Genomic DNA, 23,557 nt, shown 5'->3' on the forward strand with positions numbered 1-23,557 from the left:
AAAAAGTCATACGTAACGCAGCCGACGACTCTCCCTCCCCCACTCCACCGCTCCCAGGACGCCGGGCCGGTCAGACCACCGGGATGCCGCCCCCTCCCAACAGTCCACGACATCGTGAATTCACGATCTCGTGTACTGTTCGCGCCATGCTCACCACTGCTTCCGACGTCGAAGCGCTGACCCGATTCGGCCGGGCACTCGCCGACCCGCTGCGCTGCCGACTGCTCCTGGCGCTCCGGGAAGCGCCGGCCCACCCTTCCGATCTCGCCGACCGGTTGGGCGTGTCCCGCACCAGACTGTCCAACCATCTGGCGTGCCTGCGCGACTGCGGGCTGGTCGTCGGCGTGCCCGAGGGCCGCCGCACGCGGTACGAATTGGCCGGCCCACTGCTCGGCCGGACCCTGGACGACGTGCGTGCCGCCGTGCCGCCACGCACCACGGACAGAACGTGCCCGGACGCCGACGCGAGGGGATGCTGCTGAGATGCCGTTCGGTGCCCCAGCAGTGCCGTCCCCGGCCCGCCGCGACGCGCTCACCCGACGGATCCGGCTGCTGGTGGCCGCAACGATCGCCTACAACCTCGTCGAGGCAGTGGTCGCCGTCACCGCCGGCGTCGCGGCTTCCTCCACCGCACTGGTGGGATTCGGACTGGACTCGGTCATCGAGGTCTCCTCCGCGGCGGCGGTCGCCTGGCAGTTCTCCGCGGGCGACCATCTCGTGCGCGAGACGCGGGAGAAGAACGCCCTGCGGATCATCGCGGTCTCGTTCTTCGCCCTGGCCCTCTACGTCGCCTTCGTGTCCGTGAGGGCATTGGCGGACGCCGAGGAGGCCGGACGTTCGGTCACCGGGATCACACTCGCCGCGGTGTCCCTGGCCGTGATGCCGTTCCTGTCATTCGCCCAGCGCCGCGCCGGGCGCGAACTCGGCTCTGCCAGCGCGGTGGCGGACTCCCGGCAGACTCTGCTGTGCACCTGCCTCTCGGCGGTGCTCCTGGTGGGCCTGCTCCTCAATGCCGCTCTCGGCTGGTCGTGGGCCGATCCCGCCACCGCCTTGATCATCGCCCTCGTCGCCGTGAAGGAAGGCCGCGACGCGTGGCAGGGCAAGGGTTGCTGCGCGGCCCCGCCCGCCGCCGCGGGGCCGACCCCGGGAAACACGGGGGCACGGTCGGGAAGCATCAGCGGCTGCCGCGCCGGCTGCGGCTGCGGCTGAACGGACGGCCGGGTGTTGCCGGTGTCAGTCCCACTCCCAGCGCAGCGAGTGGAAGCCGGGTCCGGCGTCCTGGACGACCATGTGCACCTGCCCGGTCGGGCTGATCCAGGCGGGCCCCAGGACGGGCAGCGACCCGGTGGCCGTCGGTCCGGCACAGCGGTAGCAGCGGACCGGCACCCGGGAGGGGTGGAAGGAGACCTCCAGGGTGTAGAGGGAGGCCGCGGTGCGGAATCCGCGCCCGCACTCCTGTGTGGGGCGGCCGCTGGTCGGATAGGCGCCGGTGTACTCGACGACGGCTGTCTCGCCCGTCGACAGGACACGGTCCAGGAGGAGTTCGGAGACGGTCATCGGGACGGAGGGGTCGGTGCGCACCCGCCCGATGCGCGCGTTGCGGACGTCGGTGAGCCGCGGCAGCGGACGCTCCGGCTCCTCGCCCCGGGTGATCACCACACAGCGGTCCACGTTCTCCCGCTCCGCCCGGAGCACGAGCGAGGCGGTCCAGCGCGACTCGGCTCCGGAGGCATCGATCTCGAAACGCTCGTGGACGGCGATGTTGGCGAGGCCGTCGTCGTTGTCACCCATGTCGTCGAGCAGTCCCGAAAGGCTCTGGTACCCCTGCCAGAGCCGGGTGGGTGCGAGTCGGGTGGGCGCCCGTCCGGCCGCCCAGCGGCCGCGCGGCCGCTGGGGTCCGAGCAGCGACACCAGTGAATCCGCGGGCAGCGCGAGCAGTTCCTCCAGCAGTCTCACCGCCCGCCGCGACTGGGGGCGTTCGGGGCGGCTCCGTCCTCTGCGCCAGTAGCTGAGCGCGGTGACGCTGACAGCGACCCCCCGGTCGGCGAGCCGCCGCTGGATGCGTTCCATACTCAGCCCGCTGGCCCGGATCGCCGCGTCGAGCGCCGTCTCGAAGGGGCCGTCGCGCAGCGCGGCGCGGAGAGCGGCGTCCCGGCGGCGTTCGGACGCGTCCCGGTGGGGTACGGGACGGGACGCCTCGGGCTTCGCGGTCTCGTCGGTCGGGAGCATGCGGTGCCTCCTTCTGACGTGAGGCGTGAGGGTGGCGGCATGGTACCCGCCGGGTGGCGCGTCGCCGCTCACACACCTGAACAGTATTGGCTCGGGGACGCCTGGGCTCCGCCTCCCCGACCGTGTCATGTGCCCTTCACACCGGTGCTCATTTAACAGAGTGCCACGGCAGTTGACCGGTGATCGCCGGGCCGCGACGCTTCCCTGCAGATGGAAAACGCCCCGACCGGTCGACGGCACTCGCACGTCACCCCGGTCGGCAGGCCGTCGGCTGCGGTCCGGCGGCCGGCACGAAGACGCGGCGGGTCAGCCGACGGCCCCTCCCGGAGGGTGCCGTCCCGCCACCGCCTGACCCGCCGGCATGACGGCGGCCCGGGCCAGATGCGCTGCGAGCTCTGGCCCGGGCCGTCAAGGAACCGGTCACGGCTGGAACGGATGTGCAGGAGGGGACCGTTCCGGCCGTGACCGCAGGGCCCCTCCCGCTGCGCGGAGCCGCGCGCCCGGACGTCAGAACACGTCGCTGGGCACGTAGGCGCCCCACGTCCCGCGAAGCGTGTCGCAGACCTCGCCGACCGTCGCACGGAGCCGGAGCGCCTCCTTCATGGGGTACAGCACGTTCTCGCTGCCCTCCGCCGCCTTCCGCAGCGCCGTCAGCGCGGCGTCCACCGCCTGCTGGTCGCGCTCGGCACGGAGTTTCGCCAGCCGCTCGACCTGCTGCCGCTCGATGGCCGGGTCGACGCGCAGCGGATCGTACGGCTCCTCCTCCGGGCTCTGGAACCGGTTCACGCCCACCACGACGCGGTCACCGGACTCCTGCTCCTGCGCGACGGCGTAGGCGCTGCGCTCGATCTCGTTCTTCTGGTAGCCCGCCTCGATCGCCTCGACCGCGCCACCACGCGACTCGACCTGCTCCATCAGCTCCAGGGCGGCCGCCTCGACATCGTCGGTCATGGACTCCACGACGTAGGAACCGGCGAACGGGTCGACCGTGGCGGTGACGTCCGTCTCGTACGCGAGGACCTGCTGGGTGCGCAGGGCCAGACGGGCCGACTTGTCGGTGGGAAGCGCGATGGCCTCGTCGAAGGAGTTGGTGTGCAGCGACTGGGTGCCGCCGAGGACGGCCGCGAGCCCCTGCACGGTGACGCGCGCGAGGTTCACCTCCGGCTGCTGGGCGGTGAGCTGCACACCGGCGGTCTGGGTGTGGAACCGGAGCATCAGCGACTTGGGGTTCTTCGCACCGAACTCCTCCTTCATGACCCGTGCCCAGATCCGCCGGGCGGCACGGAACTTGGCGACCTCCTCGAGGATGGTGGTGCGGGCCACGAAGAAGAACGACAGCCGGGGCGCGAAGTCGTCGACGTCCATCCCGGCGGCGACGGCGGTGCGGACGTAGTCGATGCCGTCGGCCAGCGTGAAGGCGATCTCCTGCGCGGGCGTCGCCCCCGCCTCGGCCATGTGGTAGCCGGAGATGGAGATGGTGTTCCACTTCGGCATCTCGGACCTGCAGTACTTGAAGATGTCCGCGATCAGCCGGAGGCTCGGCTTGGGCGGGAAGATGTAGGTGCCGCGCGCGATGTACTCCTTCAGCACGTCGTTCTGGATCGTGCCGGTGAGCTTCGCCGGGTCGGCCCCCTGCTCCTCGGCGACGAGTTGGTACAGCAGGAGCAGCAACGCCGCAGGCGCGTTGATGGTCATCGACGTGGAGACCTTCTCCAGCGGGATGCCGTCGAACAGCACCCGCATGTCGTCGATCGAGTCGATGGCGACACCGACCTTGCCGACCTCGCCGTGGGCCAGGGGCGCGTCGGAGTCGTGACCCATCTGCGTGGGCAGGTCGAAGGCCACCGACAGGCCCATCGTGCCGTTCTCGATCAGCTGCTTGTAGCGCCCGTTGGATTCGGTCGCGGTGCCGAAACCGGCGTACTGCCGCATGGTCCAGGGACGGCCGGTGTACATCGTGGGGTAGACGCCGCGGGTGTAGGGGTACGCGCCGGGCTCACCGAGCTTCTCGGCGGCATCCCAGTCCTGGAGCGCCTCCGGGCCGTAGACCGGTTCGATGGGCCGGCCGGATTCTGAGTGGCGTGCCATGGACTGAGCCTCCGTCGTCGCGCCTGGGGTCGATGCAGTAGACACGGACTGTAGCGACCGGTCTCCGGGCCGTGGGAGACCCACACGCTGGGACCTTGCTCACAGCATGCGCCCCGCGGAGGCCCGAAGGCACCTCGTCCGCGGGAACGGGGCGCCGCGAGCACGGACGGCGGGCCGGCTCGTCGCGGCAGCCGCGGAGCAGTGAGGAGGAGAGGGCGCGGGCGGAGCCGGGGGAACGTGCTCCGCCCGCGCCGATGCGCGCACCCGGAGGTACGGGGGGGACCCCAGGGGTGCAGCGCGGCCGATGACCAGTCGGCTCACTCACTACTGCGTCCGGGGTCGCGAAAGTGTCACACCGGCCGTTCAGGCGCCGGAGGATTCCGCCGCGCCGGTGGTCGCGGGCGAGGGCGACGGATCCGGCGCCGATGCGTTCGGGGTCGGTGTCGGGGAGGCGTCCGGCGCGGTGGGATCGTCCGTCGCACCGTCCGTGCCGCTGTCGGTGTCGGTGCCGCCGTCGGGGTCACCGGTCTCCGTGCCCGAACCGTCCCCGGCCTCGCCGCCGTCACCCGACTCGCCGCCGTCGCCCGACTCGGTGCCGTCACCGGGGTCGGTGGCGTCGTCGGTGGGAGCGGTTGTCGTGGGCGTGCCGGACGGCTCGTCGCCCGCGGCCTTTCCACCCTGGCCGGGAGCATCGCCCCGGCCGGTGGCGTCCCCGACCACGCCGTCGTGCGCCGCTCCGCCGGCCAGCTGTTCGCAGAACGGCCGGACGCGGCGGTCTCCGCCGGCGGCCTTCTCCAGGGCCTGCCGGTCGTCCGCGTCCAGCAGCCCCTCCTGATAGGCGTCGCAGAGCACCAGAGCCCGCACCTTCTTCTGGGTGCCCGTCAGCCCGTCGACGGGCGCCAGGTCCTGCAGAACGTCCTCCGGCATCCGGACGCCCTCCCCGCCCTCCGCGGCCGAGGGGGCGGCACTCCCGGGCGACGGGGTCGCCCCCGGCGACCGACTGCCCCTGTCCCGCCCGTCCTCGGACTCCGCCGCGTCGTCCGTGGAGGTGGCGCTGACGGCGGGCGCGGGCGACGAACCGTCCCCGAACGGAGTCGGAAGCACCCCGGTGCCGGCGGCGACGGCCACGCCGCCGAGGGCGCACGCCGCGATCGCTGCCGCGACCCCGGCGCCCACCGGGCGGCCGGCGAGCCCGGCCAGGAAGCCGCGTACCCGGCTCCTGCGGGCCGCGCGCCCCGCGGCCGCGTCCCGGGAGCTCACCGAGCCACTGCGCAGCACTCCCGTCTGCGCGGCGCGGAACGCCGCGACCGCGGCCTCCTCACCGGGCAGTGGTGCCTCGGTGCGGGGATGTTCCGCAGAGGGGACGGCCTCGGCCGCGAGCGTGCCGAGCGCCTCCACCAGGGCTCGGGCGGACGCCTCGTGCGGTTCTCCGTGCCCGTCGGCCGGCAGCCCGCGCAGCAGGCGCTCCGCGGTCTCCTCGTCCAGCCATTGGTACCGGTCGTCGGGCATCACGTTTCCCTCAGCGTTCGCGCGGCCTCATGCGTCACACCCTGCGTCGCGTCGCACTGCGACGGTCTCCGCGGGCCCGGGGGCCCGGCCGCCTCGTCCTCGTGCTCGCCGTCCCGCTGCGCCTCCAGCAGCTCGGCGATCCGGCGCAGTCCGCGGTGAGCGGCTGTGCGTACGGCTCCCGGACGCTTGCCGAGGACCTGTGCCGCGCTCTTCGCGTCGAGTCCCATCACCACACGCAGCACCACGGCTTCCGCCTGATCGGACGGAAGCCGGGAGATGATCCGCAGGGTTCGGCCGGTGCCGAGTGATTCCATCGCCTCGTCCGCCGTGTTCGAAGCGCCGGGCAGGGACACCAGTTCGCTCTCGTCACCGCCGACGACCGGGCGGCGACCGCGCATGCGGAGATGGTCCAGCGCCCGGTTCCGCGCGATACGGGCGGTCCATCCCCGGAACCGGTCCGCGTCACCGGTGAAGTCCGCGATGTCGCGGGCGATCTGCAACCACGCCTCGGAGGCGATGTCCTCCGCGTCCGCGTCCGGGACGAGCGTGCGCACATAGCCGAGGAGGCGCGGCTGCACGGCACGGTAGACCGTGCGGAAGGCGTGCTCGTCACCCTCCTGGGCCGCGCGCACCGCGGCCGTCAGATCCGCGTCATCCCCCTGCACGCCTGTGTCCTCGCCCACTCCGCGACGTTGCGACGCACCTGCCGCGACGCCCCTGGTCGGGCGCCGTGGTCGTGCCGGTCAACCACTCTCTCGGCGCCGACCTGCGCCGACGCGATGGGCTGCACGCTACGGCCCAGGCCTTGTCCGCGTCCATGCCGGGGCCGCCGGTTGTGGGCGGAGCTACAGGCGTAACACAAACGGCGGGCCCGGCGCTGAGTGGAATGCGGGCCACTGCTGGTAGGTGCGTCCGTACGCGACGGCGGCCGAGGTCTCTCCTGTGGGGGGTGGCGACCTCGGCCGTCATCGTTTCTCCTCCGGCAGGGCCGCGTTCGGGCGGGCCCGGATGCCGAAGCCGTGGTTCGGGCGGGCCCCGAGCAGCCACCGGCCGGCAGCAGGGCCCCGTTCAGGACCGCATGAGCGCCGTCGCACCGAAGTCCGCCGACGAAGCACGCGGGAGTGCGCGCCTCCCTGCCGGGGCCGCCCCGGAAAGAACGGTGTGCTGTCGAGTGATGAAGTCGGCCCGCCGGGCGCTTCGTGGGGTACCGGGGCCGTGAATTCGGGGAATTGCGGCGGCACATCACGCCTGATCCGTACGGAACGGACACCCGAAGGCAGATGCCTGAACAGAAGAACCGACATAGGGGCGGGATTTGAGTCCGCGGAGTGCGAGAGCACGCAGAACACTGAGCACCAGAAAGAGAGCCTGGATCACTCTGGGCGCGCTTGTCGTGGGAGGCGCGGGAGCGGTGACGGTGGCCGTCGCCGGCCCGTCCGGTGGGGAACGCCCCCACTACGGCGCGGAGCCCGTGCAGGTCCATTCGCTGCAGCTGAAGCAGCAGGGCAGGGCGAAGCGGGGCGTCGACCGGCGGGGCACCGAGCCTTTCAGCATGCTCGGCATCTCCTGGCCGAGCACGGCGGCACCGCTCGGAGGGACCGCCGAAGTCCGCACCCGCAGCGCCGTCACCGGCGCGTGGGGGTCCTGGACCGAACTGAACCTCCACGACGTCGCCTCGGAGGAGGGGGACGAGCAGTCCGCCCGCGGCGCGACCGCGCCGCTGTGGACGGGCCCGTCGGACGGCGTCGAGGCCCGCGTCGTGGCCGAGGACGGCACGGTGAGCTCCATGCCTCGCTGGCTGCGCCTCGACATGATCGACCCGGGCGTCACGAAGGCGGAGGCGAAGAAGGCCAACCGCACCGGTGACCTGCCGCCGAACAAGGTCGAGGACGCCGGGAACGGCGCGAAGAACACCCAGCACGCCGCGGACTTCGAGAACACCGCGTTCTCCGCGGCCGCCTGGACACGGAACAGCACCACCGCCGACGGTTCGGGCATGCAGGTCATGGAGGCGAGCTCCTCGCCGTCGCCCAGCACCGAGTCGTCGCCCAGCCCAGCCGTGTCGGCCTCGCCGTCGACCGGGGCGACCACGAGCAGCTCGCCGAGCCCGTCGGAGAGCACCTCCGGCGAGCCGACCGCGACATCCTCGCCCACGACGTCCCCCTCGCCGACGGAGACGACCCCGCCGGCACCGGAGTCGACCGTGACGCAGCCCCCGGTCGTGCCGCGTGCCCAGTGGGGTGCCGACGAGTCGACGGTCGAGGACCCGCCGCACTGGGTCGACGACATCGAGGCCGCGTTCGTCCACCACACGGACACCGAGAACGGCTACAGCTGCACCCAGTCCCCGGCCATGGTGCGCTCGCTGATGACGTACCACGTCCAGACACTGGGCTGGAACGACATCGGCTACAACTTCGTGGTCGACAAGTGCGGCACGATCTTCGAGGGCCGCGCCGGCGGCATCGACATGCCGGTGTACGGCGCCCACACCCTGGGCTTCAACAGCTACTCCACCGGCATCTCGGTGCTGGGCAGCTTCCACCTGGCGGACGGCTACCCCAGCACACGCATCAACGAGGCCCTGGGGCGCATCTCCGCCTACAAGCTCGGCCAGTACGGCCACTCCCCCTCCGGCCAGGTCACGCTGGAGGCGAAGGCGGACACGGGCGTCTGGAACGAGGGTGACATGGCCACCCTGAACCGGATCTCCGGCCACCGCGACGGCTTCAACACGCAGTGCCCGGGCGAGCACCTGTACCAGCAGCTCCCCGAGATCCGCAGCTTCGCCGCGAGCCCGGCGGCCTCCGCCGCCACGCCGACGCCGGACTTCAACGGGGACGGCCTGGTCGACATGGTCGCCGGTCTGCCGCACGCCGACATGGGCGGCCACGGCGACGCGGGCATGGTCTCGCTCCTGCCGGGCGGCAGTGCCGGCCCGGTCGACGAGCCGATCACGCTCCACCAGGGCAGCCCGGGCGTCACCGGCGGCGACGAGAACGGCGACGACTTCGGCCGCGGCACCGGCTTCGGCGACCTCGACGGGGACGGCTACGGCGATCTCGTCGTCGGCATCCCCGGCGAGGAGTGGGGCAGCAGCCCCGACAACCACGGCGTCGCCGCGGTCGTCTACGGCCCGGACCTGAACACCGGCGCGACGCTGGCACCGCCGACCGGCGACCGCCACCAGGGCGGCCGGTTCGGCGCCGGCATCGAAGTGACCGACGTCGACAGCGACGGTGACGCCGACATCCTCGTCGTCGCACCGGGAGCACCCGGCAAGTGGTACCTCTACGACGGCGCCACGCTGGAGTTCGTCCAGTCCGGCTACCTCGGCACCTCCGCCTACTCCGGCAACGCCCAGCACGTCGACGTCACCAGCGGGGACTTCGACAACGACGGCTACACCGACATCGCGGTCAACTACCGCGACCCGTCCAAGACCGGCCGGGTCCTGGTGCTGCGCGGCTTCTCCGGGGGCCTCGAACGGCAGGGCGTGCTCGCCACCAAGGGCGGGCGCTCGGTGGCGGCGGGCGACACCGACAACGACGGCTACGCCGACCTCGTCATCGGACAGCCGTACAGCGGCGAGTCCGACGCGGCCGCGGGCGGACAGATCACCGTCCTCCCCGGTTCCGCAAGTGGCCTGACGAGCACCGGCAAGCAGGTCATGACCCAGGACAGCAGCGGCGTCGGCGGCGCCGCCGAGGGCGGCGACGCGTTCGGCTGGTCCGTCTCGCTCGGCGACACCAACAACGACCGGTTCGCGGACGTGCTGGTGGGCGCCCCGCGCGAGGACCTCTCGCGCGACGGCACCCCGCACTCCGACGCGGGCATGGTGCACCTGCTGTACGGCTCCAGCGGCGGCGTGACCGGCTCCGGTTCGGAGACCTTCCACGCCGACACCCCCGGCGTCCCGGGCGTGACCGAGGACGGCGACCGGTTCGGCACCGCCGTGCAGCTCGCCGACGTCTCCGGCTGGGGACGCACGGACCTGGCGATCGGCAGCGACGGCGAGAACGACCACGACGGCGCCGTCTACACCATCCCGGCAGGCAGCACGGGCATCCACCCGGACCAGGCCGACTTCAAGGGCATGGGCACCTTCGACACGCCGGGCGGCGCCCGGCTCGGGTTCGCGCTGACACCGTGACGCCCGGCGGGCCCGAACAGGAAGGGCCCGCACACCTCACCGGCCGGGGCCGGACGGAGACTTCTCCGTCCGGCCCCGCGCCGTTTCCCGCTCGGGCCGGAGGACTGTGACACGCCTCACCGCCGCGCGATGCGTTCCCGCTACAACCTTCGCGCGCACCGGCCGGTCCAACGGGCGGTCAGTGCACACCTCCACCTTTCCCGCATGCGCGAAGGGCACCCAGTGAAAGAAGCGGTCTGCGAGACTCCCTCCTCCGCACGGCGCGGGGCACCGTCCGGCGACCCGTTCGGCACACGCCCGGTCGCGGAGCCGGCGTCCGAGGAGTTCACCGCCGCCGTGCGGGCGGCACGGCAGGGCCGGGACGACGCGTTCCGCGTGCTGTACCGCTCGCTGACTCCCGAACTCCTGCGGTACGCCTCCGTGATCGTCGGCCAGGACGCGGAGGACGTGGTCGCGGAGGTGTGGCTGCAGATCGCCCGGGACGTACTGCGGTTCGAGGGCGACGGTCCGGCGTTCCGACGCTTCGCGCTCACGGTGACCCGCAACCGTGCCCGCGACCTGGTGCGGCGCCGCAGGCGCAGAGTGCCGGAGATCGCGCTGCCGTTGACCGAACTCCCCGAACCACGCGACCCCACGGGTTGGGGCGCCCACGACACCGCCCAGGTCGCAGCGGAACGGTTCTCCGGAGAAGAGGCGCTGGCACTGATCGCCACCCTGCCCGGGCCGCAGGCCGAAGCCGTGCTGCTCCGCGTGATCCTCGACCTGGACACCAGGAGCGCCGCTGCCGTGCTGGGCAAACGGCCGGGCGCGGTGGCCATGGCGCTCTCCCGCGGGCTGAAACGGCTCGCGCAGCAGCTGGAACGCCCCACGGACACGGACACCCCGCGGCGGTGAACGAGCCCGTGGAAGACGAAGACCCCCGCGGCGGACGGGTGGACCCGCGCACGTTGCGCCGCCTCATCGACGAGAGCACGTCCGCCCCCGGCTCCGGCGCCGGGTCGGCACCGTCGGAGATCGCCCTGCGGAACCTCGCCGCGACCCTCAACGCCGCCGCAACCGCGGCACCCTGCCCTCCTTTCCGGCAGAGCGTCCACGAGGTGGAAGCGGAATTCGCCTACGAGTGCGCCCAGCGGTTCGGCCCGGAACCGGCCCGCGGCCCGCGCCCCGGGCGGGGTCAGCGGCTGCGCCACAGCCGATCCGCGGTACTGGCCGCGCTCGCGGCCACCGTGCTCGGCGCGGGCACGACGGTCGCCGCCGCCTGCGGCGCCCTGCCGGGAGTGGAGCGCGGCACCGAGAGCATCCCGCCCGCCACCGACGTGTCCTCGGAGCCGGCCCGCACCGCGACACCGTCACCCTTCGCCGGAGGAACGGAGGCCGTCCCGGGAGAGGAGGACCTCCACTCCCCCGCGGCAACAGCGTCCACGGTGCCGGGCCCGGCCGGGCCGGAAGGGCCCTCGCCCGCTGCGGCACCGCTGCACGAACGGGCGCTGCTCGCGCAGTGCCAGGCACACGCCCGCAACCCGTACCTGGCTCCGCACACGCTGGTGGCGGCAGCGCACGGCCGCAACCGGGTCGACACCTTCTGCTCCGAGGTGCTCCCGGACTCCTCCGCGGACGGACGCACTCCGCCGGCGGACCGAGCGGCGGCCGGGGGACACGGGGCCGGCGCGGCGGCAGGCGGGACGGACGGCGCCCCGGGCGGCCCCGCTGCGCCCCACGCCCCTGCCGCTACCGCTGCACCGGACAACGGAACGCAGGGCAGCGAACGGCAGGGCAACGGACAGGCGGGCAGCAGGCAGGCGGGCGGAACGGGCAACGGGCCGCAGGGCAAGCCCTCAAGCGGCTGACGTGCCGGCCCCGCGACGAGCGGACGCCGCCGTCTCCCGCCGCCGTGCCGAGCCCGGTCGGCGACCGTGCACACGGCGAGGACCGTGAGAAGGAAGGCGACACCTCCCGCGAACAGTCCCGCCTCGTACGTGAGTCCGGCCAGCGGGAGTGCCGCCGCACCGGCCGCGACCACGCCGGCCGCCGCCGCGGCGACGAGGTGCACGGCCCGACGCAACGGCCCCACCCCGCAACCCGCTTCCTGTGCTTCGGTCCGCACCTCCCGCGCCGCGAGGACCGCCGCGGCCGCCACCAGTGCCAGTCCGGCCGCGGCGGCCAGTACCGGTGTGCCGAAGGTGACGCCGTAGCGGATCGCGAGCGCCGGCACCCAGAACAGCGCCAGGAACCACCACAGGCCGTGCCCCACGAAGGCCACCGCACCCCCGGGAGGCGCGGTCCCGGAGGTGCGGGCGCCGCCCCGCTCGGCCGCCACGAGCACCAGGAGCGCCACGGCCGCACCGGGCGCGGCTTCGTCCGCACGGCCGAAGTTGTAGAGCAGCACGGTCCCGTACAGGCTCAGCACGAGATACCCCAGGGCACCGAGATGGATCAGGACCAGCAGCAGCCCGGCGGCGGACCGCGGCCGCACCGCCGGCGCATCGTCCCGCTTCGCGGCCGCGGCGAGCAGCGGCGGCACGAGCAGTCCGGAGAGGGTGCGCAGGAGGAGGTCGTCGGCGGTGTACGGGTTGCTCAGCTCCCACTCGACAACGCAGAACACGAGGGTGTACGAGGCGGCGGCAGGCAGGAGGAACCGGAGCCGGGCGGCCCGCCGGTACAGGCCCGGGTCGAGGCGGCGGAGCGCCACGAGCACGGCGAGCAGCACGAACGGCAGTTCCAGCAGCGCCGGGACGCGGAGCACCGAGGGCGCCAGTATGGCCGGGGCGGGAGTGAGGTCGGCGAGCCGCTGGAGTACGGCGCTGCCGTCGGCGAGGTCGAACCATCCCGGACCGAGGTACCGGGCGACGAACGACGGGTCGCCGTGGTGCACCCGCAGCACGTGGACGGTGACCAGCACCTGGTTCAGCACCAGGAGCAGCGTCACGACCGCGAGCGCCGCCCCGGGGTGCCACCGCAGGGACGTCCGCCCGCCGGCCGTTCCGTCCGGTGCCGGGCCGGAGCGGGACTCGCGGAGTGCTCCCGGCAGCAGGACGGCGACGGCGGCGACCGAGGCGAGGACCGCGGCGTCGACGAGGAGTTGGCTGCCCACGGTGACGACCGTCCTCCCGGGGGAGCGGCTACGCCGCCGAGGCGTGGGCCCGGCGGCCGTGCAGGGTCAGGTAGAAGGTGTGCAGGGACTGGTCCCGACCGAGCGCGAACCGCTTCGCGACCCGGCCCAGGGGGTTCCACACGCGCCCGTCGGGCATGCGCACGCCGACGGAGTGCCCGAAGAGGTCGCGTTCCCGCTCGTCGAAATCGACCCATACCGCACCCGCGTGCCGTACGAGGACCTCGCCGAGGTAGGCACCGAACCCCAGCAGCAGGTCGGACACCTGGGAGGGTGCCGGATTGCCCTGCCGCAGCCCCTCGACGACGCTGTCGACGACCCGCAGGCTCGCCACGGAGTAGTCGAGCGGCAGGCGGGAGCGGGTGACGAGCCCGCCCGTGAACCCCTCGGCGTGATGCCGCATCCGAGCTGCTTCCGGTGGCCGCGCGGCGTCTCTCCCCATGTGCCCCAACCCCTCCGTGTGACTGTCGAGCCGACCGGGTGGCGCCCGCGGGCCCCCACCCCCTGGAGGCCCCCCGATGCGGCCCTCCGTTCCACACAGCGCCGCCGCACCGTCAGCCATCACGCCGTCACCGCGTTTTCTCCGTTCACCCCACCGGTGCGGGCGCGTCACCGACTCGCGCCGGAGCTCCTGCACCTCACTGCGGGCCGGTCTTGGCGATCTCCTCGACGCCCGCGACCAGCCGGTCGACGTCGTCCCGGTGCGAGTACGGCGCCAGCCCGGCCCGCACCGCCCCGCCGTCGCCGAGTCCCATGCGGCGGCAGGCCTCGATCGCGTAGAAGTTCGATGCGGGCGCGTTCACGCCGCGCTGCGCGAGACGTTCATACACCTCCCGGTCGCCCACCCCCGCGACGGAGAAGAACACCGTCGGCGTACGGCGCTCCGGCCCACCGTGGAACCGCACGCCGTCGATCCGGGCCAGTCCCTCGGTCAGATGGGCGAACAGGCGCGCCTCGTGCTCCTCGATCGCGCGCATCGACTCCAGCACCCGCCGCCGGCGATCGGGTTCGGCGGGCGAGGACCCCATCGAAGCCAGGTACTGCACGGCCGCCGTGGTGCCGGCGAGCAGTTCGTAGGGAAGCGTGCCGAGTTCGAACCGCTCGGGCACCTCGTCGGTGGACGGCAGCAGCTTCTCGGGCCACAGGGAGGCGAGGCGTTCCGGCGACGCCACGAGCACCCCGTGGTGGGGGCCGAGGAACTTGTAGGGCGAGCAGACGTAGAAGTCGGCACCCGTTGCCGGGACGTCGACCGGGACGTGCGGGGTGAGGTGCACACCGTCGACGTGGAGCAGTGCCCCGGCGTCGTGCACGGCCTCGGCGACGGCGGGCAGGTCGGGGCGGGTGCCGAGTACGTTGGAGGCACCGGTGACGGCGACGACCCTGGTGCGGTCGGACAGTTGCTCCCTGACGTGGTCGACGGTCAACTCGCCGGTTCCGGGGTCGAAGTCGATCCAGCGGATCCCGGCGCGGGCGGCTTCGGCGGCCTGCACCCAGGGGCGGATGTTGGAGTCGTGGTCGAGGCGGGACACCACGACCTCGTCGCCCGGCTCCCACTGCCGCGAGAGGACCCGCGCCAGGTCGTACGTCGCCGCGGTCGCGGACCGGGCGAACACGACGCCTCCCGGATCGCATCCGAGCAGGTCCGCCACGGCCTGCCTGCCCTCGCGCACCACCCGTTCGACGCGCTGTTCCGCGAGGGTGACCGTGCCCCGGTTGGAGATGCCCGAGCACATGGTGTCGGCCACCGCGCGGGCGACCTGCTGCGGCGTCTGGGTGCCTCCCGGCCCGTCGAAGTAGGCCACGCCCTGCGCGAGCGAGGGGAAGTCACTGCGGATCGCGGTCACATCGAAGCTCATCGGACTCCTTCGGGTGAACGGCTCGTCCCTCCGCCCGTCGGCGGAGGGGTGCCGCAACAGTGCGGGCCGGCCGCGTCCCTGACGCACGGCCGGTGACGTGCCGAAGGATCACACACCCGTCCGGATTCCACGAGACTCCGGCGCCGGTCGTGCGGCGCGGGCGGGGCCGCGGGTGGGCGCGGTCACTCCGTCCGCGCGGTCCCGGGGGCGTGGCGCCGGGTGCCGCCGGCCGCGAAGTCCACGAAACAGGCCCAGGCCGACGGCCGGAGAGCCAACTGCGGCCCGCCCGGCACCTTGGAGTCCCGCACGTGCACCGCGCAGGCCCCGTCCGCGACCTCGACGCAGTCATCGCCCGATCCACTGCTGTAGCTGCTCTTGAACCAGGCCCGTTCGGGGTTGCCGCTCATGCCGCTCCTCGCATCCGCTCCAGCAGGCTCACGGACTCCTCGAGGGAGAGAGCCTGCGACCGCATCCTGGCATAGCGCATCTGGAGTGTGCTGACCACTTTTCGGTCGGAGAGGAAACGGCCGGTCTCCTGCCCTTCGCAGTAGCCCAGCCAGCGATGGTCCGGTGTCTCCAGCAACCGCATCGGCCCGTGCAGACCGGCGTGGTCCTCCCGCACCAGCGGCATCACCTGGAGCTCGACGTTCCGCAGCCGCGCCACGTCGAGCACGTGCTCCACGAGTTCCCGGGCCACGGCGGCGCCACCGGTGCGCCGCAGGAACAGGTGCTCCTCGACGATGAAGCTGTAGGCGGTGTTGGGCCGTTCGGCCAGCAGCCGGGTGCGGTCGAGCCGCGCCGCCAGCTGCGTCTCGACCTGCTCATCGCCCAGCGGCGGCAGTTGGTGCGCGAACAGCGTCCGGGCGTACGCCTCCGTCTGGAGCAGCCCGGGGATCAGCCGGCACTCGTAGGTGTGCAGGGTGAGCGCCTCCGCCTCCAGGCGGGCCCATTGACGGAACCAGCTCGCCAGGCCGGGCTGCCGCGACAGGTGGCGCGCCGCGCCCCGCAACGCGCCGAAGGCGTCGAGCACCTCCTCCGCGCGCTCCACGAAATCCGCGGGCGGGAAACGCCTGCCCTGCTCGATCGAGGCGACGGTGGGGCCCGAGTAGCGCACGCGCGGGGCGAACTCCTCCTGGGTGAGCCGCGCCCGCTTCCGGAACGCCTTCACCACCTCGCCGAACGCCTTGAGGCTGTCCGAACCGTCCGGTTCGCCGCACGCCCGGGCCGCCGTCGTGCCGTCGCCGCCCCCACCACCCGCCATGCCGGTCACCTTTCACGAATTCCACTGCGCGATGCCCGACATCCTCCCCTTCGTCCACCCCGACACGCCACCGTGCGCGCCCGTACGCCGACGCAGCGTACGAGTCGGCGTACCGGAAGCCGCTTGCGGCGGCCCGCTGTTGGGGCACCGGGCCGCCTTGGCGGCCATCCGCCGAGGAAAGCACGGCGAAGATTCTGTGACGGAGGCCACGTCCGGGCCCGGGATCCCGCAGGATTGATCCCGGCGCGCCGGGGTAGGCGCCCGCGCGCTCCACCGCCCCGACAGGACAGGACGTTCACGTGCCCCGCAGCAAGGTCTTCTGGTTCTTCACTGTGCTCACCCTGGCGACGCCCGCGCTGCTCGTCGCCTTCGCCGGCGAGGACGGACCGACCAGTGACACCTGGGGCAACAGCATCGTGCTGGCCGCGGGGATGGCCACCGCGAACGCGCTGGTGTGGAGCAAGCGGGAGACCACCGAGCAGTAGGCATCCCCGCCCTCCCCCACCCGGAGGGGGGCCTCAGCGGCCCAGCCGGGCCGTCTGCCGAGCCGTCACCCTGCGGACGATCAGGCACCACAGCACGGCGGCCGCGACGGCGAACGGCGCGCTCAACGCCGTCGCGCCGGGAAAGAAGTTCGCCGAAACGGACTCGGCGTTCACACCGCCCACCTGCGTGACCGTCGTGCTCACCCGCAGGCCCGTGCACCACGAGACGATCCAGCACGCCCACCAGGCGACGACCAGCTTCGGCACCGGGCCGCGCTTGTGCTGCGGTTGTTCCGTGCCCCACCACACATCCAGCACCACCTGGAGCGGCAGCCAGAAGAAGCCGACGGGCACGAACCAGGCGCCGATCGCCCACCCCTTCGCCAACCGTCTGCGCCCCGCCCACCGGTACGGGTCCAGGTGTTCGATATTGGAGCGGGCGCGGAACAGCCAGACGATGGTGAGCACGCCGCACGCCAGCATCACCAGCGACGCCACGCCCAGTACGACCGCCTCCGCGGGCCCGCCCTCGTCCAGCAGCAGCACGACGCCGCCCATGGCGTGCAGCACGGCCGCGAGCGCCAACAGTCCGCTCGTCCACGCCCCGAGGGCGGCGACCGACCCGGGAGGGGAGGCCGGTGCCGCCGGAGGCGCCGGCCCCCACTGCCCCGGCTGCGGCCGCATCGGGACGCCGCCCTGCATCGGGTGGGGATACTCGTACGCCTGCGGGGCGTACGGCTGCTGCCCCGAGGGGTACTGCCCGGGGGGCTGGGAGGGCCGGGGCTGCTGCCCGTGGGGCGGCAGGCCGCCGCCTCCCGGCTGGTCCGTCATGGTCCGTCTCCTCCTTCGTCGGCACACGACCCGGCGGGCCCGCCGAGTGGAGGGTCCGCCGCTGACCGGTGACTACCCGCGCCGGGACACACCGGTCAAGCGGACGGACACATGCACACACATGCACACAACCGACGAGCCGCGCCGAGACGGACGCCGAATTCCCCGCACCGCGCTCTCCCTTGCACGCGGTGACGCTCACCCCTGGAAAACCCTGCGGACACACACGGTAGGCTCCGTTGCGTCGTACATGTCACGATCACCACACGGGGGGTATCTCTCCATGCACATACGCGCGTTCCGCGCCGCCGCACCGCTCGCCGTCACCGCGGCAGCGGGCCTGCTGCTCGTCGGCTGCTCGACCACGCCGAAGCTGCCGAAGGACCAACTGGGCGACACCGTCGCCCAGAAGCTCGCCGCCTCCACCGGTCAGCCCGAGCCGGACGTCTCCTGCCCCGAGGACCTCGTCGGCGAGGTCGGCACCAGCACCCGCTGCACGCTGACCGCGCAGGACGGCAGCACGCTGGGGGTGAACGTCGAGGTGACCTCGGTCGAGGGCACCAACATCAAGTTCGACATCCAGGCCGACGACAAGGTCTCCTCCAACTGAGGCACGTTCCGTCGGCCGACGACCACCAACGGGAGCCTCGGCCGGCGGGGCACCGACCGACGGCGCGGCGGCCCCGTCGGGCCCGCCGCGCCCGGTGCGCGCTACCCGGGACTCCGCCCCGGGCCACCCGCCGCCGGTGGACGCACCGCGCAGGCCGGGGTTCCACCGGGCAACCGGTGACGATTGGTCGCGACCAGGCGGTAGACGCCCCGGGCGATCCACCGCACCACCGGCAGCGACAGCACGGCCCCCGCGACCGGCCAGGCGCCCCGCGAGCGCAGCAGCGCCATCGCTGCCGCCTCGGCGCCTCCGAAGACCGTCCCCGCAGGCGTCACCCACAGCATCTCGTGCTGGACCCGGTGCTCCGTCACGCCGAGCGCGTCGAGGTCGGTGAACTGCCACGGGACGAAGGTGCAGCGGGGACGCATCCGCCGCTCCACGAATCCGACCGCCGTGGCACAGAACCCGCAGTCGCCGTCGTAGACGAGCAGCGCTCCGCCCGGGCGGTCGGTGGTGGTCATGTGCGGGGCTCCCATCGGAAGACGCGGCGCGCGAGGGCAAGCACCAGGGCGCTCCACAGCATCAGGGACGCGATGCGCAGCAGGTCGTGGGTCCACACCACCTCGCCGCTCCAGCCGTGCTTGACCAGTTCCACGACCGGGGTGAAGGGCAGGAACTGGGCGACGTCACCCACCATGTCCGGCATCGTCGAGAAGGGGATGAGCATGCCGGAGGTGAGGAACAGGAGCATCATGCCGGGGAAGACGGACACGCCGGCGCTCTCCGCGGTGCGGGTCCAGGCGGAGGTGATCGCGGCGAGTCCCACGGCCAGTGGGACGCCGAGTGCGAACCCGGCGAGCAGCAGCAGTGGTTGGTGCGGCACCGTGCCGGTGACGATGCCCATGCCGAGGACCAGCAGCAGCGCCTGCGCCGTCGAGGTGAGGATCACCGGCACGGCGGTGCCGCCGAGCAGCACGCTGTCGGGCGCCTGGCCCGTGCGGAAGCGCTTGAGCACGTAGCCCTCGCGGCGCACCACGTACGTGGAGGTGAGGGTGCTGTAGATGCCCATGACGAGCGTGAAGCCCAGTGCGGTGGCGGCCATCATCGGCACCACGGCGCTCGGGGGCAGTTCGTAGGTGTCGAAGACCGGTTTCATGCCGACGGTCAGCAGCGCGGGCACGAGCAGCACGGTGAAGACGTTGGTCTTGTTGCGCAGCAGCAGGGTGAGTTCCGCGCGGGTCAGCGCGGCCAGCGACCTGCGGGCGATGTCGGTCATGCGGTGCCTCCGTCACCGGCGCCGGCTCCGGCGGCCTCGGTCGTCTCCTCGTCGTCGTCCTGGGCGACCTCGAGGAACACTTCCTCCAGCGAGGCCGAGCGGGCACGCAGGTCGTCGAGGGCGACGCCTCCGTCGCGGGCCCACAGCAACAGGTCGGTGGCGGTGTGTTGGAGGTCGAGGGTGGCCAGGTGCACCCTGCCGTCCTCGGTGCGCACCCCGTGGTCCGGTGCCAGGTGCGGCAGGTGCGGCAGCTCGTCGGCGGTGCGCCCTTCGGGCAGCCGGAACGAGAGGGTCGAGGGCGAGGACGCGACGATCTCGGCGACCGTGCCGGCGACGGCGATCCGGCCGCTGTTCATGATCGCCAGATGGTCGGCGAGCCGTTCGGCCTCCTCCAGGTAGTGCGTGGTCAGCACGATCGTGGTGCCGCGCTCCTTCAGCGAGGAGATGATGTCCCAGGTGGCGTGGCGCCCTTCGGGGTCCATGCCGGTGGTCGGCTCGTCGAGGAAGAGGACCTGCGGGGAGCCCAGCGTGGCCATCGCCAGGTCCAGGCGGCGCTTCTCGCCGCCGGAGAGGTTCTTGACCAGCACCTCGCCCCGCTGCCCGAGACCGGTGGTCTCCAGTGCCTCCTCGATCGGTCGGGCTCCGGTGGTGAAGCCCGACCACATGCGCAGCGTCTCGGCGGCGGTCAGGTCGTTGGGCAGACCGCCCTCCTGCAGCATGACGCCGGTGTGCGGCCGCACCCGGGCCCGGTCGCGGTACGGGTCGAGCTCGCCGAAGATGCGCACCGTGCCCCCGCTGGGAACGGCCAGGCCCTCCAGCAGTTCGACGGTGGAGGTCTTGCCCGCGCCGTTGGTACCGAGCAGACCGAAGATCTCGCCCCGGCGCACGGAGAACGACACGCCCCTCACGGCGTCGAACGCCTCTGCCTTCCGCCCGTAGCGGCGCCACAGGTCCGACACTTCGATCACGGTGTCGCCGGCCGGCACCGGCGGCGCGTCCTGCGCCGTCCCTGCCGTCGGCCTGGTCGTCGTGGTGCTCATGGTGCGGCGGCCGCCTCCTCGTCGTCGTACATGTGGAAGACCGTTTCCATCCCCGCTATACCGGACACCAGCCCGACGAAACCGGCCCGCGGGGAGTTGAAGAGCGGGTTGTTCGCTATGGAGTGGGCGCGCTCGAAGTAGTCCTCCTTGTCGCGCTCCTGCTCGTAGAAGAACAACACGTAGTCGGTGATGCCCTGGTGGAAGGTGCGGCAGCCCTCGGCATAGCGCTCGAGGATGCGGGCCTCCTTCTCGGGCGCGTCGAGGATGCGGTCGATCCCGTCGGCCAGCGGAACGGAGCAGAGCATGCCGAGGCAGACGCCGCTGGAGAGCAGCGGGTCGACGAAGCAGGACGCGTCCCCGACGGAGACCCAGCCCGGCCCGTAGTAGTCGTGCGCCATGTACGACCAGTCGCGGGCCGTGCGGTACTCGCTCACGCACTCGCTCCCGTCGAGGAGGTCGCGCATGATCTCCGTCTCCTGGAGCTTGTTGTGGAAGAAGCCCTGCAGGTCGCCGCGTTCGATCTTGACGTCCTCGGTGGGGGCCACGAATCCCACGCTCATCCGGTCCTCACCGAGCGGGATGCCCCAGAACCAGCCGCTGCAGTCCTTGTTCCGCTCCACCAGGATGTTGCCGTGCTGGTCCTCGGGGAGGCTGCCGCAGCCGGTGAAGTAGCTCCACACCGCGAGGTTCTTGAGGTCCTGGTGCCATTCCACGTCGGAGAAGCGGCGGGCGACGACGCGGGCCTGTCCCGAGGCGTCGACAACCAGGGAGGCGCGTGCGTCGTGCATCTCGCCGCCGTGCTGGTAGCGGACGCCGCACACCCGGTCGCCCTCCATGAGCGGCTCACGAACGGAAGCTTCCTGCCGCACCGTGGCACCGAGTTCGGCGGCACGGTCCAGCAGCATCTCGTCGAACCGGTCGCGATCGACGTGGTACGAGTACGCGTAGGGACCGGCTTCCTTGAACTTCAGGTCCCACAGGCCGTGCTCCTTGCCCCAGACAAGGCTGAGACCGGGTTTGTGCTCGAATCCCTCGGCCTCCAGCCGGTCGGTCATACCCAGCTCGTCGGTGACGCTGATCATGCCGGTGATCATGGACTCGCCGACGTGGTACCGGGGGAACCGCTCCTTCTCCAGCACCAGCACTCTTCGGCCCTTCCGGGCCAGCAGGCCCGCGGTGCAGGCCCCGGCCGGGCCTCCCCCGACCACGACGACATCCCAGTGGGAAGTGGTGTGCTGCATGTGCTGCCCGCCTTTCTGGGTCTGTTCGGGAGAAGCGGTCGACGCCCGGGCGCCGCCCGTCATGGAGCCTGCGCGGACTCGGCGCGCGGGCCGCGCTCAGCCGGGGGTGCCGACCGCGTCGAGTTGCTGCGAGACGAGCTGCCGGTACAGGTCGTCGGTCGCCATGAGGTCGGTGTGGGTGCCGTCGGCCCGGACCCGGCCGTCCTCCAGGACGAGGATCCGTTCGGCTTCGGCGATGGTGGAGATGCGGTGGGCGACGGTGATGACCGCGCAGTCGGCGGCGACACCGGCGATGGCGTCCCGCAGGGCCGCCTCCGCGTTGCTGTCCAGGTGCGAACTGGCCTCGTCGAGCAGCACGACCCGGGGGCGGTTGAGCAGGGCCCGCGCGACGGCGAGCCGCTGGGCCTGGCCGCCCGAGAGGCCGACTCCCGCTTCGCCGAGTTCGGTGTCGAGACCGTCGGGAAGATCCGCCAGCACCTCGCGGAACCCGGCCAGGGCGACCGCGCGGGCGATGTCGTCGTCGGAGGCGTCGGGGGCCGCGTACGTGAGGTTGTCGCGGACGGTGCCGCGCATCAGCGCACTCTGCTGCTCGACGTACCCGATCATCCCGCGCAGCTGTTCCAGGGGCAGATCGGTGACGTCCGCGCCACCGACCTGCACGCTGCCGGACGTGTGCCGGTAGAAGCGCTCGATGAGCTGGAGCACCGTGGTCTTGCCGGCTCCGGACGGGCCGACGATGGCGGTCAGTCCGCGCTCGGGCACGGTGAAGGACAGGTCCCGCAGCACGTCCTCGCCGTCGCCGTAGCCGAAGGAGACCTGTTCGAAGCGGACGGCCGGGGAACCGGCAGCAGCCGGCGCGGGGGCCGCGGAGGGGCCGGACTCCTCCTGCTCGATGCCGGCCAGTTCGCTCACCCGGGTGATGGCGGCGCGGCCCTGCTGGAACTGGCCTATGGCGAGGAACAGCAGCACCAGCGGAGACACCAGATAGAAGAGGTACATCACGAACGCCGTCAGGTCCGCGATCGGCATGGAGCCGGTGGCGACACGGGTCATGCCCCAGCCGATCACCGCGGCCAGCGACAGCTGGGTACCGACGTTCATCGCGGGGGTGAACATCGCTGAGAATCCGTGCACCCGGGCGCCGGAGCGCCGTGCGGTGTCGGCGAGTTCGCCGACGCGCTCGCTCTCGCGCTGTTCCGCACGGAACGCCTTGACGGTGCTGAGCGCACTCATCACCCGCTGCACACCGGAACCGAACGCCCCGGTGTCCTCCCGGTTGGCGAGACTGGCGCGGCGTACCTGCCGGGCCAGCAGCAGCGACACCACGCTGGCGCCGCCGAGACAGCCGACCGTGAGCAGCAGCAGCCGCCAGTCGATCAGGGCCATCAGCACCAGTCCGCCGACGACGGTGAAGCCGTAGGTGACGATCTGCGCGAGGGCCTGCGACAGAGGGATGCGGGCCACGGAGGTGTCGGTGACCGTGCGGGTGAAGACGTCCCCGCGGTCGAGCCGCGCGAACGCGGCGGTGTCCGCCCGCAGCAGGCGTCCGACGAGCAACCGGCGCATGTCGAACACGATGTTCTCCCCGGCGCGGCCTATGAGATACGCGTGACCGGCGGCGAACACCGCGTCCGCGGTGAACATCAGCGCGATGAGAACGATCGGCCAGGCGAGCGGCTCGTCCCCCGCGACGGACTCGATCAGGCGTCCGATGAGCCAGGGTTGGGCGAGCGATGCGGCCGACCCCAGCAGACCGAGTGCGATGCCGCCGCCGAGCAGCATCCGGTGCCTGGCGGCGATCTCCCGGACGTTCAACGGTTCCTCCCTCCGGTATTTCCTCGGTTCTGCTGCGGGCGCCGACGCCGGTAC

General features: G+C 72.5%; 21 protein-coding genes. 6 read left to right on the forward strand and 15 right to left on the reverse strand.

Annotation, left to right across the window (positions count from 1 at the left end; translation table 11 throughout):
- Positions 1 to 146 precede the first annotated feature (146 nt).
- Positions 147 to 482 (forward strand): ArsR/SmtB family transcription factor, encoded by a 336-nt coding sequence (locus ACL06G_RS17240; RefSeq protein ID WP_412787949.1) that lies wholly within the window; start codon positions 147 to 149, stop codon positions 480 to 482.
- 1 nt (position 483) lies between these two features.
- Positions 484 to 1,209 (forward strand): cation efflux transmembrane domain-containing protein, encoded by a 726-nt coding sequence (locus tag ACL06G_RS17245; protein WP_412787948.1) that lies wholly within the window; start codon positions 484 to 486, stop codon positions 1,207 to 1,209.
- 24 nt (positions 1,210 to 1,233) lie between these two features.
- Here ACL06G_RS17245 and ACL06G_RS17250 read toward each other — a convergent pair whose 3' ends face one another.
- The 4 genes from ACL06G_RS17250 to ACL06G_RS17265 form a co-directional block, all read right to left on the reverse strand.
- Entirely contained in the window at positions 1,234 to 2,229 is a 996-nt protein-coding gene (locus ACL06G_RS17250; protein ID WP_412787947.1) for a hypothetical protein, read from the reverse strand.
- A gap of 507 nt (positions 2,230 to 2,736) precedes the next feature.
- A complete protein-coding gene (locus ACL06G_RS17255) occupies positions 2,737 to 4,317 on the reverse strand; it encodes an acyl-CoA mutase large subunit family protein (protein ID WP_412836268.1) in 1,581 nt (526 codons plus the stop codon).
- A gap of 363 nt (positions 4,318 to 4,680) precedes the next feature.
- Positions 4,681 to 5,826, reverse strand: coding sequence for a hypothetical protein (locus ACL06G_RS17260; protein WP_412787945.1), 1,146 nt, complete (start codon positions 5,824 to 5,826; stop codon positions 4,681 to 4,683).
- On the reverse strand, positions 5,826 to 6,491 hold the full coding sequence (locus ACL06G_RS17265; protein ID WP_412836269.1) for an RNA polymerase sigma factor: 666 nt from the start codon (positions 6,489 to 6,491) through the stop codon (positions 5,826 to 5,828). Before ACL06G_RS17265 ends, ACL06G_RS17260 begins: the two co-directional genes overlap by 1 nt.
- Before the next feature lie 746 nt (positions 6,492 to 7,237).
- On the opposite strand from ACL06G_RS17265, the gene ACL06G_RS17270 reads away from it, so the two are divergent.
- The gene (locus ACL06G_RS17270) at positions 7,238 to 9,979 is read left to right on the forward strand and encodes an FG-GAP-like repeat-containing protein (protein ID WP_412836270.1); all 2,742 of its coding nucleotides are present in this window, start codon (positions 7,238 to 7,240) and stop codon (positions 9,977 to 9,979) included.
- Between the two features lie 204 nt (positions 9,980 to 10,183).
- Positions 10,184 to 10,873, forward strand: coding sequence for an RNA polymerase sigma factor (locus ACL06G_RS17275; protein ID WP_412787940.1), 690 nt, complete (start codon positions 10,184 to 10,186; stop codon positions 10,871 to 10,873).
- Positions 10,874 to 11,153: 280 nt separating this feature from the next.
- Here the strand turns inward: ACL06G_RS17275 and ACL06G_RS17280 are convergent, their stop codons facing one another.
- The 5 genes from ACL06G_RS17280 to ACL06G_RS17300 all read right to left on the reverse strand — a co-directional run bounded on the left by ACL06G_RS17280 (position 11,154) and on the right by ACL06G_RS17300 (position 16,205).
- Positions 11,154 to 13,070, reverse strand: coding sequence for a hypothetical protein (locus tag ACL06G_RS17280; RefSeq protein WP_412836271.1), 1,917 nt, complete (start codon positions 13,068 to 13,070; stop codon positions 11,154 to 11,156).
- A 28-nt stretch (positions 13,071 to 13,098) separates the two neighbouring features.
- On the reverse strand, positions 13,099 to 13,491 hold the full coding sequence (locus tag ACL06G_RS17285; RefSeq protein WP_412787937.1) for a hypothetical protein: 393 nt from the start codon (positions 13,489 to 13,491) through the stop codon (positions 13,099 to 13,101).
- 235 nt (positions 13,492 to 13,726) lie between these two features.
- Complete coding sequence (locus tag ACL06G_RS17290) at positions 13,727 to 14,944, reverse strand: cysteine desulfurase-like protein (protein WP_412787936.1); 1,218 nt, start codon at positions 14,942 to 14,944, stop codon at positions 13,727 to 13,729.
- Positions 14,945 to 15,126: 182 nt separating this feature from the next.
- A complete protein-coding gene (locus ACL06G_RS17295; protein ID WP_412836272.1) occupies positions 15,127 to 15,351 on the reverse strand; it encodes a DUF397 domain-containing protein in 225 nt (74 codons plus the stop codon).
- Positions 15,348 to 16,205: a helix-turn-helix domain-containing protein gene (locus ACL06G_RS17300; RefSeq protein WP_412836273.1), complete on the reverse strand. Its 858-nt coding sequence runs from the start codon at positions 16,203 to 16,205 to the stop codon at positions 15,348 to 15,350. The genes ACL06G_RS17295 and ACL06G_RS17300 overlap by 4 nt, the downstream gene beginning before the upstream one ends.
- Before the next feature lie 299 nt (positions 16,206 to 16,504).
- Between ACL06G_RS17300 and ACL06G_RS17305 the strand changes: the two genes are divergently transcribed.
- Positions 16,505 to 16,690, forward strand: a complete 186-nt coding sequence (locus ACL06G_RS17305; protein WP_412787933.1) for a hypothetical protein — start codon at positions 16,505 to 16,507, stop codon at positions 16,688 to 16,690.
- 33 nt (positions 16,691 to 16,723) lie between these two features.
- Here ACL06G_RS17305 and ACL06G_RS17310 read toward each other — a convergent pair whose 3' ends face one another.
- Entirely contained in the window at positions 16,724 to 17,521 is a 798-nt protein-coding gene (locus tag ACL06G_RS17310) for a DUF4328 domain-containing protein (protein WP_412836274.1), read from the reverse strand.
- A 283-nt stretch (positions 17,522 to 17,804) separates the two neighbouring features.
- On the opposite strand from ACL06G_RS17310, the gene ACL06G_RS17315 reads away from it, so the two are divergent.
- Positions 17,805 to 18,131, forward strand: a complete 327-nt coding sequence (locus ACL06G_RS17315; protein WP_412787931.1) for a DUF4333 domain-containing protein — start codon at positions 17,805 to 17,807, stop codon at positions 18,129 to 18,131.
- Between the two features lie 101 nt (positions 18,132 to 18,232).
- On the opposite strand, the gene ACL06G_RS17320 is transcribed toward ACL06G_RS17315, so the two are convergent.
- From ACL06G_RS17320 to ACL06G_RS17340, 5 genes are all read right to left on the reverse strand, one after another.
- Positions 18,233 to 18,652, reverse strand: a complete 420-nt coding sequence (locus ACL06G_RS17320) for a thiol-disulfide oxidoreductase DCC family protein (RefSeq protein ID WP_412787930.1) — start codon at positions 18,650 to 18,652, stop codon at positions 18,233 to 18,235.
- Positions 18,649 to 19,407, reverse strand: a complete 759-nt coding sequence (locus tag ACL06G_RS17325) for an ABC transporter permease (protein ID WP_412787929.1) — start codon at positions 19,405 to 19,407, stop codon at positions 18,649 to 18,651. Before ACL06G_RS17325 ends, ACL06G_RS17320 begins: the two co-directional genes overlap by 4 nt.
- Positions 19,404 to 20,447 carry an ABC transporter ATP-binding protein gene (locus ACL06G_RS17330; protein WP_412836275.1) on the reverse strand — a complete coding sequence of 348 codons (1,044 nt, stop codon included), beginning with the start codon at positions 20,445 to 20,447 and terminating at the stop codon, positions 19,404 to 19,406. The genes ACL06G_RS17325 and ACL06G_RS17330 overlap by 4 nt, the downstream gene beginning before the upstream one ends.
- Complete coding sequence (locus ACL06G_RS17335; protein WP_412836276.1) at positions 20,444 to 21,688, reverse strand: NAD(P)/FAD-dependent oxidoreductase; 1,245 nt, start codon at positions 21,686 to 21,688, stop codon at positions 20,444 to 20,446. The genes ACL06G_RS17330 and ACL06G_RS17335 overlap by 4 nt, the downstream gene beginning before the upstream one ends.
- Positions 21,689 to 21,784: 96 nt before the next feature.
- Positions 21,785 to 23,503, reverse strand: a complete 1,719-nt coding sequence (locus tag ACL06G_RS17340) for an ABC transporter ATP-binding protein (protein WP_412836277.1) — start codon at positions 23,501 to 23,503, stop codon at positions 21,785 to 21,787.
- Positions 23,504 to 23,557 lie beyond the last annotated feature (54 nt).

Source organism: Streptomyces callyspongiae (assembly GCF_047200695.1).
GTDB lineage: Bacteria > Actinomycetota > Actinomycetes > Streptomycetales > Streptomycetaceae > Streptomyces.

Bases quoted from the DNA above. Each gene is read 5' to 3' on its own strand.
- ACL06G_RS17335 (WP_412836276.1), bottom strand. From the start codon at position 21,688: ATGCAGCACACCACTTCCCACTGGGATGTCGTCGTGGTCGGGGGAGGC.
- ACL06G_RS17255 (WP_412836268.1), bottom strand. From the start codon at position 4,317: ATGGCACGCCACTCAGAATCCGGCCGGCCCATCGAACCGGTCTACGGC.
- ACL06G_RS17260 (WP_412787945.1), bottom strand. From the start codon at position 5,826: ATGCCCGACGACCGGTACCAATGGCTGGACGAGGAGACCGCGGAGCGC.
- ACL06G_RS17245 (WP_412787948.1), top strand. From the start codon at position 484: ATGCCGTTCGGTGCCCCAGCAGTGCCGTCCCCGGCCCGCCGCGACGCG.
- ACL06G_RS17315 (WP_412787931.1), top strand. From the start codon at position 17,805: ATGCACATACGCGCGTTCCGCGCCGCCGCACCGCTCGCCGTCACCGCG.
- ACL06G_RS17310 (WP_412836274.1), bottom strand. From the start codon at position 17,521: ATGACGGACCAGCCGGGAGGCGGCGGCCTGCCGCCCCACGGGCAGCAG.
- ACL06G_RS17285 (WP_412787937.1), bottom strand. From the start codon at position 13,491: ATGCGGCATCACGCCGAGGGGTTCACGGGCGGGCTCGTCACCCGCTCC.
- ACL06G_RS17295 (WP_412836272.1), bottom strand. From the start codon at position 15,351: ATGAGCGGCAACCCCGAACGGGCCTGGTTCAAGAGCAGCTACAGCAGT.
- ACL06G_RS17325 (WP_412787929.1), bottom strand. From the start codon at position 19,407: ATGACCGACATCGCCCGCAGGTCGCTGGCCGCGCTGACCCGCGCGGAA.
- ACL06G_RS17300 (WP_412836273.1), bottom strand. From the start codon at position 16,205: ATGGCGGGTGGTGGGGGCGGCGACGGCACGACGGCGGCCCGGGCGTGC.
- ACL06G_RS17330 (WP_412836275.1), bottom strand. From the start codon at position 20,447: ATGAGCACCACGACGACCAGGCCGACGGCAGGGACGGCGCAGGACGCG.
- ACL06G_RS17250 (WP_412787947.1), bottom strand. From the start codon at position 2,229: ATGCTCCCGACCGACGAGACCGCGAAGCCCGAGGCGTCCCGTCCCGTA.
- ACL06G_RS17320 (WP_412787930.1), bottom strand. From the start codon at position 18,652: ATGACCACCACCGACCGCCCGGGCGGAGCGCTGCTCGTCTACGACGGC.
- ACL06G_RS17240 (WP_412787949.1), top strand. From the start codon at position 147: ATGCTCACCACTGCTTCCGACGTCGAAGCGCTGACCCGATTCGGCCGG.
- ACL06G_RS17290 (WP_412787936.1), bottom strand. From the start codon at position 14,944: ATGAGCTTCGATGTGACCGCGATCCGCAGTGACTTCCCCTCGCTCGCG.
- ACL06G_RS17275 (WP_412787940.1), top strand. From the start codon at position 10,184: ATGCGCGAAGGGCACCCAGTGAAAGAAGCGGTCTGCGAGACTCCCTCC.